Genomic DNA, 11834 nt, shown 5'->3' with positions numbered 1-11834 from the left:
CGTGGTGGGCAATATCTGGTCGAACCGCATGGAAAACCAGAAGCGCGCAATGGAGCAGGCAACGCAGGGGACGGGCGTGCAAGTGACGCAAACGGCCGACAACCGCCTGAAAATGGAAATTCCGAGCGATATTTCCTTTGATACCAACCGCGCCGACATCAAGGGCAACTTCCGCCCCATTCTCGACCGCTTTGCCGCGACCCTGAATGAAAACCCGAACACCACGGTCAGCATCATCGGCCACACGGACAGCACGGGCAGCGATTCCATCAACGAACCGCTGTCGGTCGAGCGCGCCGCCCATACGCGCGACTACCTGGCCATGCGCGGCGTCTCGCCAACCCGCATCGTCACCGAAGGCCGTGGCGCACGCGAACCGATCGCCTCGAATGCCGATGCATCGGGACGTGCACGCAATCGCCGTGTCGAAATTTACGTCGCCGAAATGGCGCCGCGTGGATAACACCTGAGCAAACCTGCTGCGCTTAGCGACTTGCGGCCTGCGATGCTCACCGTACTCAAGTACGGTTGCGCTTCTCGGCCACAATTCGCAGACGCTTGCGAGGTTTGCCCGGGTGTCGTGACTTTTACGTCAACGACACCGTCCTGAAATGGAAAAGCCCGCTGGCAAGGTCACTTGCCAGCGGGCTTATTTCGGGCTTATTTATTTACTGCAGCTTACTTCGCCGTCGTTGCCTTGGCGCCGCTGTCACCTTCCTTGGCCACCTTGGCAAAGTCGCCGGCCGTGACGATCGACACGGTGGCAGGCTTCAGGTAGTCGCGCAGGCCCTGGTTGACTTGCGCCAGGGTCAATGCGGCAACCTTGGCTTCCAGGTCCTTGTCGTAGGCCAGGGTGCGGCCTTGCGTCAGGTAGCCGGCCAGGTAGTTGGCCAGACCAGTGTCCTGCGTGCGGGCCACTTCTTCCGCTTGCAGCCAGCCCTTCTTCGCCTCGGTCAGCTCCTCTTGCGTGAAGCCGTCGGCCAGCACCTTGGCGAGTTCCTCGCGCAGCGCCGCTTCCACCTTGGCCGTGTTTTGCGGCGCGCTGATGGCGTAGGCCATCCAGAAACCGGCCGGCTCGCGCGCCGGCACGGTCACTTGCGAACCGACGCCATACGACAGGCCTTCCTTCTGGCGGATGCGGTCGGCCAGGCGGCTGCGCAGGGCACCGCCACCGAGCATGTGGTTGGCGATCACCAGGGCCGGATAGCCGGCCGCGTCATCCTTCAGGGCCAGCGGCTGGATGGCGAACAGCACGCTGTTGGCCTTGTCCGGCGTTTCCAGGGTGACTTTTTCGCCGCTGACAGGCTTGACGGCGTCGGGAATGCGCACGTACGGCTGTGCCGCCTTCCAGTTGCCGTACAGGCTGGCCACTTGCGCCTTCAGCGCGGCAGGGTCGAAATCGCCGACGGCGGCAAAGGTGGCGTTCGCAGCGCCATAATAGGCAGCGTGGAATGCTTTCAGATCCGCCACCTTGACGCTCTTCCAGCCCGCCAGTTCGTCCGGCAGGCTGTTGACATGGCGCACATGGCCTGCCGGCGTGGCGTCGAGCAGGCGGCGGAAGGCGTTCACGGCCAGCGGCTGCGGCTCAGGCAATTCCTGTTCCGCGCGGCCCACGCGTTCGCGCTGCAGTTCCAGGAATTCCGTTTCGCTGAGGGCCGGCTTTTGCAGCACTTGCGCCAGCAGCTCCATGGCGGCAGGCAGGTTCTCGCGTTTGCCAATCAGCACGGCCGTGACGCCCTCGGCACTGCCCGAGACGACCGCTTGCGTGCCCAGCTGGTCGAACTTGTCCTTCACTTCCTGGCGCGACAGTTTATCCGTGCCGCGTGCCAGCAGATTGGCCGTGTAGCTGCCCACCTGCCCCTTGCCGCGCAGGCTCTCTTCGCTGCCAAGCTGCAGTTTCAGCACCACGCTGACGGTGCCGCCCTTGGTTTTCTTCGGCAGCAAGGCGCCCTGCAAGCCATTGGGCAAGGTGAATCGCTGCGTGCGCGCTTCGATATTGTCGGGGCTCGGGTCGAATGCCTCGCCCTGCGCCACCACGGCGCGGCCCGTGTAGCCGGCCAGCTGCGGCGCCACGTCGGCGTAGGCAGGCACGACGGTACGATCCGGCGTATCGGTAGGAATGAAGCGGCCCAGCGTGCGGTTCGAGGTCTTCAGGTATTTTTCGGCGGCCGCCTGCACCTGCGCCGTCGTCAGTTTTTCCAGCTGGTCGCGCTGCAGGAAGAACAGGCGCCAGTCGCCCGCCGCCAGGGACTCCGTCAGGGCGATCGTCAGGCTGGCCGTGTTCGAAGTGGCCAGTTCGATCTGCTTGTTCAATTGCTGCTTGACGCGCGCCACTTCCGCATCCGTGACGGGCTGCGACTTCAAGTCTTCCAGCACCTTCAGCATGGCCGTTTGCGCGGCGTCGAGGTTGCCATCGAGCGGCACCAGGGCGCCAAACAGGTTATAGCCCGGCTCCAGGTTGCTCACCGAGTTGTATTCGATCTTGCTGGCCAGCTTGGTTTCCACCAGTGCCTTGTGCAGGCGGCCGGCCGGCGCATCGGTCAGCACGTGGCCCAGCACTTCGATGGCCACGGCGTCCGGATTGCCCGATGGCGCCACGTGGTAGCCGGCGCCGACGAACTGCGTGCCGCCGCTGCGGCGCACCGTCACGGCGCGCTCGCCGTCTTGCACGGGCTCGGCCGTGTAGGTGGGTTCGATCACGCGCGTGGGTTTCGGGATCTTGCCGAACAGCTCATTGATCTGCTTCAAGACCTTGGCTTCATCGAAGCGGCCCGCCACCATCAGCACAGCGTTGTCCGGCTGATAATATTTATGATAAAACGCGCGCAGGCGGGGGATGTTGACTTGCTCGATGTCGGAGCGGGCGCCGATGGTCGACTTGCCGTAGTTGTGCCAATCGTAGGCGACGGCCTGGATGCGTTCGCTGGTCACGCCGATCGGGTTGCTCTCGCCCATCTCGAACTCGTTGCGCACCACGGTCATTTCGCCTTTTTGCGTCTTCGGATTCCACAGGTCGTTCTGGTCGATGGCCGCGTTGACCATGCGGTCCGCTTCCATGGCCAGCATCTGGCGCAGGTTCTCGTCGTTGGCGGGGAAGGTGGCGTAGTAATTGGTACGGTCGTACCAGGTGGTGCCGTTGAAATCGGCACCCGTGGAATTGAGGATCTCGACCGGGGTTTTCGTGCCCTTCTTGACGCCGAAGTTGGCGCTGGGCTTGAACAGCAGGTGTTCCAGCAAGTGGGCCATGCCCGTTTCGCCATAGTTTTCATGGCGCGAACCGACGAGGTACACGATATTGGTGGTCAGGGTCGGTTTGCTGGCGTCGGGGAACAGCAGCACGCGCAAGCCATTGGCCAGGCGGTACTCGGTGATGCCTTCGACGGACGTGACCTTGACGGCGGCGGTGCGGTTTGGTGCGGCTTTCGCGCTTTTCTGGGTCGGCGCCGCTTCCACGGGGGTGGCGGCAAGGATGAACGAAGGCGACAGAATGCCGGCGGCAAGCAGGAGGGCGGTAATCGGTTTCAAGGCAGAGTCCTGGTAACACTACATGATTAGGCAAGGCGCAAGGTCAGCGCCATGGAATACGTACTCAGCGCAAAAATATTCGCGGAGCCGGCGCTGCGTCTTCGCCGCCACGTGAAATTATTGCTATTTCGTAATTTACGGCATGCCTGCCACTTGCGCAAGCCCTGTCATCAGGCTGTTATGCGGCCGTGTTATACTTCACCGTTCCAGAACTATCTGCCTGTATATGAGACGAGCTCTCGTCCTGCTCTGCCTTTTTGTTTTCATCGCTTTGCCCCAGGCGTTCGCCAGCATGGCCTACGCCAGCCCTTCCCCATTCCAGCATGCAGTCGCGGCCGGCGCTACCGCCACGCCCGGCTTTGTCGCGGACTGTCACGATGCCGGCACGCATGCGGGCATGCCCGGCGACAGCTGCGGCATCGAAGAATGCGACAACGACCCCATCACGCTGTATCCGACCTCGCGCCAGGCCGTGCCGTTTTACGCCATCATTTGGCAAGCGGGACCGGGCGCACTTTCCGAAGCGGACGTGCGGCTGGCCACACGGCCGCCGCGCGTCCGCCACTGAGACGAACACAGCATCACCTTCACGCCCGGGGCACGCGCCGCCAGGCAAGCTTGATACTTACTGACTTTACAAGGTTACACACATGGAATGGTTATTTGACCCGACAATCTGGGTCGGCCTGCTGACGCTGGTCGTACTGGAAATCGTACTGGGTATCGACAACCTGATTTTCATCGCCATCCTGGCCGAGAAACTGCCGCCGCACCAGCGCGACAAGGCACGCGTGCTGGGCCTGACCCTGGCCCTCGTCATGCGCCTGGGCCTGCTCTCGCTGATTTCCTGGCTGGTCACGCTGACCACGCCATTGTTTTCCATATGGACATTCTCGTTTTCAGGGCGCGACCTGATCCTGCTCCTGGGCGGCCTGTTCCTGCTGTTCAAGGCCACCAGCGAACTGCACGAGCGCCTGGAAGGCGTCACCCACGCGCAGACGGGGCCGAAAGTCTATGCCGGCTTCGGCCTGGTGGTGGCGCAGATCGTCGTGCTGGACGCCGTCTTCTCGCTCGACGCCGTCATCACGGCCGTCGGCATGGTGGAAAACCTGTATGTCATGATGGCAGCCGTCATCATTTCCATCGTCGTCATGATGCTGGCCTCGAAGGTGCTCACGCGTTTCGTCAACGCCCACCCCACCGTCGTGGTGCTGTGCCTGAGCTTCCTGCTGATGATCGGCCTGTCGCTGGTGGCCGAAGGCCTGGGCTTCCACATTCCGAAAGGCTATCTGTATGCGGCCATCGGTTTCTCGATCGTCATCGAGTTTTTCAATCAACTGGCGCGCCGCAACTTCCTCAAGCTGCAATCGAACGCCCCGCTGCGCGACCGCACGGCGCAAGCCGTACTGAGCCTGCTGGGCGGACGCAAGGGCCGCGAAGCCGTCGAGGAACATGAAGTCAAGGAAATGCCCGACGTCTCCGCCTTCGGCGTGGAAGAGCGCAACATGGTCAGCGGCGTGCTGACCCTGGCCGAACGTTCGATCCGCTCCGTGATGACGCCGCGCGGCGATGTCTCGTGGGTGAACCTCAACGACAGCAGCGAAAAGATGCTCACCTTGCTGCGCGACACGCCGCACAGCATGATTCCTGTCTGCAATGATGACCTCGACAACGTGGTCGGCATCGCGCGCAGCAAGGACCTGATCGAGGATCTGGTATCGCACGGCAAGATCGACCCGGCCAATATGCGCGAAGCCGTCGTCGTGCCGGAAGCGGCCGGCGTGCTGAAAGCCATGGAAACGCTGAAGCGCTCGCGCGGCCAGCTGGTGCTGGTGGTTGACGAGTTCGGCACGGTGCAAGGCGTGCTCACGCCGATCGATATTCTCGAAGCCATCGCCGGCGAATTCCCCGACGAGGACGAGCAGCCGGACGTGGAAGTGCTGGGCCCAGGCCACTGGCGCATCGATGGCGCGACGGACTTGCACTATCTGGAGCAAGTGTTCGAGACGGAAACCCTGGTCAGCGAAGACGGCGAGTACAACTCGCTGGCCGGCTTCCTGCTGGCGCATTTCGAGAACATGCCGGCCGTGGGCGAAGTGCTGGAGCTCGATGGCTTGCGCTATGAAATCATCGAGGCGGACGAGCGCCGCATCGCCTGCGTGGACGTGCGCCGCATCGAGCCCGATCACAGTTTGTAACACAATGGCAAGCGTGCCCCGCTTGCCTTGGCGTATGCTGGTGTCTGCCAATACGGAGATACCAGACAATGAAATTACCGCTGCTACGCATGACCTTGCTGGCCTGCGCCGCCCTCGGCCTCCAGACCGGCGCCCAAGCCGCCGCGCCATCGGCCACCATCAAGCCGGGCCTGTGGCAAGTCGACAGCAAGATGGCGTCGCCCGACGCCGCCACCGACAATGCCATGTCCATGGTGCTGCAACAGCTGGGCAACCTTCCTCCCGATCAACGCAAGCAACTTGAAGCCATGGCCGCCAGCCGCGGCATGGCCATGCCCACCGTTGGCGCCGACGGCGCCGTGCGCGTGACAGCCTGCGTAACGCCGGAAATGGCGGCGCGCAAGCAGATTCCCACGGGCCAGCCCGGCGATTGCAAATCGAAAAACACCGACATCGCGGGCGGCATGCAAGTGTCATTTACTTGCGCCAATCCGAAATCGAGCGGCGAAGGCAAGGTGCTGTTTACGGGCGACCAGGCATTTTCCATGCAGCTGGCGGTGACGACCAGCGCGCGCGGCACGCCGGAACAGGTGAATGTGGCAAGTACAGGCAAGTGGCTGGCGGCAAGCTGCCCTGCCCCGTCAGCCACGGCGGTTCAGAAGCCGTGACGGCAGCCCGGCTTGAACGCCCTGCTGATCCTGCTCCGGCCGCATGGCGGACACGGCGGGATCAGAAGCCGTGACGGAAGCCCAGGTTGAACGCCGCATCGCCGCGGCCGCTGTCGCTGGCATTGCCCACCGTGTAGCGGGCGCCGTTCCTGTTGTGGATTTTCGCGTAGGACGCATAGAAGTCGCTGCGTTTTGACAGCGAATACGTGAGACCGACAGCCACCTGGCTGGCGTCGCGGTTGGCCAGGTCGCGGTCATCCTTGCGCACATACGAGGCCAGCACTTTGAAGCCGCCCACGGGCACGGATAGGCCCAGCAGGGTGTCGCGGCTGTCGGACGACGATTGCGACACGGCCAGCGAGCTGTAGTCATTACTGGGGTCCCATGGCGAGCTGCCGTAGCCCTTGTTGACGCCCAGTGCCACGAAGGCGGTGGCCACTTTCAGGTCGACATTCGCCGCGATCAGGGTGTTGCGCGCCGACATGTCGATGGCAGGCAAGGTGCCGCTGGCGAGGATCAGGCTATTCTTGCGCTGGTGCGAAATGCTGACATTCACGGCGCCGGCCGAGTAGCCCAGGGTGGCGCCATACGCGCGGTTGTTGGCGCTGCTGTACGGCGACTCGCCAAAGCTGTAGATGGCGCTGGCCGTCACGCCGCGCAAGGCGGGGGTTTCATATTTGATGGTGTTGTCGTAGCGCTTGACGCTGTAGCCGGCCAGATTGCTGGCGCTGCCGGCCATGCCGCCCTTGAAGGGGTCGGCCACATCGGTCAGGGTCAGGTATTGCGGATTGTACTGGCGCCCCAGGGTCAAGGCACCGAGGCGGCTGTCGAGCCCGACATATGCCTGGCGGCCGAACAGGCGGCCATCCTCGGACTGGCCCGTGTCGTTCTGGATACCCGCTTCCAGGGTAAACACGGCGGAAACGTCGTTGCCCAGCGCCTCGCGGCCCTGCACGCCCAGGCGCGAGCCGGAAGCGACGCCGCCCGACACCTTGGTGCCGGCGCAATTGCCCGTGCAACCGCGCTCGGCGACGATGCCCGCATCGAGCACGCCGTACACGGCAACATTGCCGGATGCCGCGCTGCCAGCGCCATCGGCAGCCTGGGCCGGCGCGTACAGCGCCATCGGCCCCATCCCTATCACAGCAAGCGCAAAAAACGAGGTCTTCATGATAAATATCTCGGTAACGTGAAAAGTAAACTACCCGGTATCGATCAGGACATGCGCTGTGTGTCTGACCTAAGTGTTACCTTATCCTCGATTTTTGTCCAGCAATCTGTGCGTTGTTCCACAGAAACCTCAGCTTAGGCGCCGTCAAGGCGTCGTACACTGACAACACGCAAACAACGAGCATACTGCGGGCTTTTTAGCGCAAAATGACGGCAGAAGCAGGCCCTGCGAACAAGCAACGTTCGGTGGCGAACATTGCACGATCCGGCGCAGGCGGTACACTACTGGTTTTACCGACAGCGGCTCGCCCGTTTTTTTCTGCATGCTAGCTATCCTCGAACGCATTGATCCCAACTCCAGCAATATCGACTTGCTGGTGGAATTGTTTAACTCACTGCGTCCCAAGCGCCCCCACGACAGCGCTACCGCGATCGCCAACGTGCGTACCCTGCGCCAGCTTCTCAAAGGTAACCCCGCGCAAGCCCGCGCCCTGCACGAATACGTGCTGCGCGTGCTGTCCGCGCGCCGCCACGCCAGCCTGTACACCGACATCGGCGTGCTGTCGAACAGCGGCTTTTTCACGGAATTGAAACGCCGCATCGCCTACCGCATGCTGCCGCCCGCCCTTGGCGATGAATACCTGAACGACGCGCTCGACCAGGTGCTGTACCTGAATACCGATTACCTGTGGATCAGCAACGTGCCCGCCACGGACTGGCTGGAACTGTTCGACGTGCTCACCAGCGACGACATCGAACTGGCCGTCGGCGACGGCAATATCATGCTGCCAGGCATGCTCGACGCCATCCGCACCCTGTCCTACCGCGTCTGCGCCATGGGACTGGAGCCGGAACTGACGCGTTTTCACAACGAAATCGAAGTCTTCCACTCGCCGTTCATGGTGCAAAACACGGAAGTAAACGCCTACCTGGATGCGTACACGAACTTGCTGCACGGCGATATCGAGCACATCGAAGATGCGCGCCACCTGCTGGTCATGCTCGACCAGTGCGACGCCGTGATCGCCAAGATCCGCAAGAAGGCGCTGTACCAGGGCACCAGCATTCCCCTGACGTATCTGCTGGTGGCATTGGCGCAAAGCATCGACCGCCTGCGCAAGCTGCTGTTCCTGGTCGACACCAGCGGCGAACTGCCTGCATCAAACAACGTGGACATCGCCGCCATCACGGTCGACGCCACGCAGGATTTGCTGCACCCGCAACCGGTCAGCCGCCGCCGCGCCGGTGCCGTCTCGCTGGCGCTGGAACTGATCGAGGCGCACAACAACAAGTACAAGGTCAGCGACCTGTTTTCCGACAATATCAACTTGCTGGCACGCAATGTGACGGAAAACGCCAGCCGCACGGGCGAGCACTACATCGCTGAAAACCGCCGCGAAATGGGCGCCATGTTCCTCTCGTCGGCGGGCGCCGGCATCATCATCGGTTTCATGGCACTGTTCAAGATTTTGATGTCCTACCTGCGCTCGGCGCCGCTGGTCGAAGCCTTCATGTTCAGCATGAATTACTCGATCGGCTTCATGTTCATCCACCTGCTGCACTTCACGGTGGCCACCAAGCAGCCGGCCATGACGGCGTCGCGCATCGCGGCCGGCCTGCACAGCAAGGATGGCAGGAATATCGACCTCGACAGCATGGCCGAGCTGATCAATAAAGTCTTCCGCACGCAAAACATGGCCGTGCTGGGCAACCTGGCCACCGCCATCCCCACGGCGTGGCTGATCGCGCTCGGATACAAGGCGATCACCGGCCACAACCTGGTAACGCCCGAGAAAGCCATGCACTTGCTGCACGATATCGATCCCATCGGCAGCCCCGCCATTTTCTACGCCATGATCGCCGGCGTGTGCCTGTTCGTCGCGGGCCTGATTTCCGGCTACTACGACAACCAGGCGCTGTACACGCGCTGGGCGCAGCGCATCGCGCAATTGCGCGGCCTGGGCCGTGTCATCGGCCAGGAGCGCCTGCAGCGCCTGGGCCTGTACCTGGAAAACAATCTGGGCGGCCTGATGGGTAACTTCTATTTCGGTATCCTGCTGGGCTCCATCGGCACCCTGGGTTTCCTGATCGGCTTGCCTATCGATATCCGCCACATCACCTTCTCGGCCGCCAACTTCGCCACGGCGCTGGTAGGACTCGACCACAACATGAGCTGGCAGCTGGCCGTCAAGTCGCTGTCGGGCATCTTCGCCATCGGCACGGCCAACCTGCTGGTCAGCTTCGGCCTGGCCCTGTGGGTGGCGCTGCGCTCGCGCCAGGTCCGCTTCAAGCACGGCATGCAATTGCTGAAGATCCTCGGCAAGCGTTTCCTGAAGGCCCCCATCGTCTTCTTCTTCGGCTCGAAAAACCCGCCGCCACTGGCGCTGGTGGACGAGTCGGCTAACCTGTCACCTACCACCAAGGCTCAAAAATGACCGCCAGGCGCATGCAACCCTGCCTCACCGCCCTACTGCTGTGCTGGACCCTGGCTGCATGCGCTTCGCTGCCCGACGTCAAGAATCTCAATACCACGCTAGAACCCGTGGCCTCGCCCAAGGTCGTCAACGGCAAAGGCGCCGTGCTGAACGTCAACAGCCGGGCCGCCCTGCTCAACAAGCGCTGGGCCAAGTCCGGCATGGACTTGAAAACCCAGGCCGCGCTGGAAGAGGCGGCCACGGGCGTGCCTTTAATCAAGGGCAACAAGGTCACCCTGCTGTTTGACGGCCCGCAAACCATGGCCGCCATGTTCCAGGCCATCAGCGAAGCGAAGAACAGCATCAACCTGGAAACGTATATCTTCGACCAGGACCCGCTGGGCCTCAAATTTGCCGACATGCTGATCGAAAAGCAGCAGGCGGGCGTGACGGTCAACGTCATCTATGACAGCGTGGGCACCATCGGCGTGCCGCAGGCGTTTTTTGACCGCATGCGCGCGGCCGGCATCCACCTGGTGGCATTCAACCCCGTCAACCCGGCCAAGCTGAAGGGCGAAGACTGGAAGATCAACAACCGCGACCACCGCAAGGTGTTGATCGTCGACGGCAAGACGGCGTTTACGGGCGGCATCAATATCAGCGACACCTACGCCAAGAGCTCGCTGTTCCGCTCGAAATCCAAGCCCACCGACAAGAAGGACGTGGGCTGGCGCGATACCCACGTGAAAGTGGAAGGCCCGGCCGTGGCCGCCTTCCAGTGGCTGTTCATCCGCACCTGGGCCCAGCAGGACCAGGCCGACCTGCCCGACGCCAGCTACTTCCCCGCCCTGCCCGATGTGGGCGACAAACTCGTGCGCGTGGTGGCCAGCGAACCGGACGGCGGCTTTGAAATCTACAAGGCGTATATCCTGGCCATCCAGGAAGCGAAAAAATCCATCCACATCACCTCGGCCTATTTCGTGCCCGACCAGCAGACGGTCGATGCGCTGGTGGCGGCCGCCAGACGGGGCGTGGACGTGAAAGTGGTGCTGCCCGGCGTGTCCGACAGCGGCCTGGTGTTTCATGCGGGACATGCGCTGTACGACCAGTTGCTGGCCGGCGGCATCCGCATCTATCATTTGAAACTGGCCGTGCTGCACGCCAAGACTGCCGTCATCGACGGCGCCTGGTCGACCGTCGGCTCGACGAATATCGACATGCGCAGCTTCCTGCACAACAGCGAGCTGAACGTGGTGGTGCTGGGCGACAGCTTCGGGCGCGAAATGGAAAATGCCTTCCAGGAAGACTTGCGCGATTCGGAGGAAATCACCAAGGCCAAGTGGGAATCGCGGCCCTGGGCCGACCGCATGAAGGAATGGGCCGCGCGCTTCATGCATTACTGGCTGTAGGTCGGGTTAGCGCAGCGTAATCCGACATCACCTGGCATTAGCAAAGCCAACAATATTGTCGGATTACGCGGGACAATGTCCCGCTAATCCGACCTACAGCGGCACACACCGCGCTGGCGCCCGGACGCTTCCGTGCCGACCTTTGCAAACTCGGCGCTGCCCTCGTCCCGGGCGCAGGTTGGCGCTGGTCGGCGTAGATACTGTTATCCCCGTCAAGCGGCATGGAGGGTCGGATCAAATATTTTGCCCGACCTGAGCACGCCGAATGCTACGTGCACCAGCTTGCGCATCATGGCGCCGATGATCAGTTTCTTTGCCTTGCCAGCAGCACGGAGGCGCTGGCCAAAGCGCTTGCCCCAGGCTGTCCGGTACACGGTCACCATGGCTGGCATGTATAGCGCTTTGCGCAGGAAGCTGTGGCCGACCTTCGACATGCGTGGCTTGCCACGCACGCTGGAACCCGACTCGTGT

The 11834-nt window shown here is 62.5% G+C and carries 9 protein-coding genes; 6 read left to right on the top strand and 3 right to left on the bottom strand.

All coding sequences use genetic code 11. The features are described 5' to 3' along the window. Window positions 1-463: OmpA family protein (locus JaAD80_RS29460; RefSeq protein ID WP_102299700.1), on the top strand; the 463-nt coding region annotated here is incomplete at its 5' end. Window positions 464-678: 215 nt separating this feature from the next. Here the strand turns inward: JaAD80_RS29460 and JaAD80_RS29455 are convergent. After that, window positions 679-3525: a pitrilysin family protein gene (locus JaAD80_RS29455; RefSeq protein ID WP_102299698.1), complete on the bottom strand. Its 2847-nt coding sequence runs from the start codon at window positions 3523-3525 to the stop codon at window positions 679-681. Window positions 3526-3817: 292 nt separating this feature from the next. Here JaAD80_RS29455 and JaAD80_RS29450 point away from each other — a divergent pair, with 292 nt between their 5' ends. From JaAD80_RS29450 to JaAD80_RS29440, 3 genes are all read left to right on the top strand, one after another. Next, window positions 3818-4093: a hypothetical protein gene (locus JaAD80_RS29450; protein WP_146012633.1), complete on the top strand. Its 276-nt coding sequence runs from the start codon at window positions 3818-3820 to the stop codon at window positions 4091-4093. 82 nt (window positions 4094-4175) lie between these two features. Continuing rightward, a complete protein-coding gene (locus JaAD80_RS29445) occupies window positions 4176-5723 on the top strand; it encodes a TerC family protein (RefSeq protein WP_102299695.1) in 1548 nt (515 codons plus the stop codon). 68 nt (window positions 5724-5791) lie between these two features. Then, the gene (locus tag JaAD80_RS29440; protein WP_102299693.1) at window positions 5792-6370 is read left to right on the top strand and encodes a DUF3617 domain-containing protein; all 579 of its coding nucleotides are present in this window, start codon (window positions 5792-5794) and stop codon (window positions 6368-6370) included. Window positions 6371-6431: 61 nt separating this feature from the next. Here JaAD80_RS29440 and JaAD80_RS29435 read toward each other — a convergent pair whose 3' ends face one another. Beyond that, window positions 6432-7496, bottom strand: a complete 1065-nt coding sequence (locus JaAD80_RS29435; RefSeq protein ID WP_258003262.1) for a porin — start codon at window positions 7494-7496, stop codon at window positions 6432-6434. Window positions 7497-7863: 367 nt separating this feature from the next. On the opposite strand from JaAD80_RS29435, the gene JaAD80_RS29430 reads away from it, so the two are divergent. Together JaAD80_RS29430 and cls are read left to right on the top strand one after the other, a co-directional pair. Next, a complete protein-coding gene (locus JaAD80_RS29430) occupies window positions 7864-9975 on the top strand; it encodes a site-specific recombinase (RefSeq protein ID WP_102299690.1) in 2112 nt (703 codons plus the stop codon). Continuing rightward, window positions 9972-11363, top strand: coding sequence for a cardiolipin synthase (gene cls / locus JaAD80_RS29425; RefSeq protein ID WP_102299689.1), 1392 nt, complete (start codon window positions 9972-9974; stop codon window positions 11361-11363). The genes JaAD80_RS29430 and cls overlap by 4 nt, the downstream gene beginning before the upstream one ends. Before the next feature lie 212 nt (window positions 11364-11575). Here the strand turns inward: cls and JaAD80_RS29420 are convergent. Next, the coding region (locus JaAD80_RS29420) for a transposase (RefSeq protein ID WP_146012632.1) at window positions 11576-11834 on the bottom strand (259 nt) is incomplete at its 5' end.

The sequence above is a fragment of the Janthinobacterium sp. AD80 genome (genome assembly GCF_002878455.1).
Lineage (GTDB): Bacteria > Pseudomonadota > Gammaproteobacteria > Burkholderiales > Burkholderiaceae_D > Janthinobacterium.
Note: the sequence above shows the minus strand (reverse complement) of the source record. Positions and strands in the feature narration are given on the sequence as shown.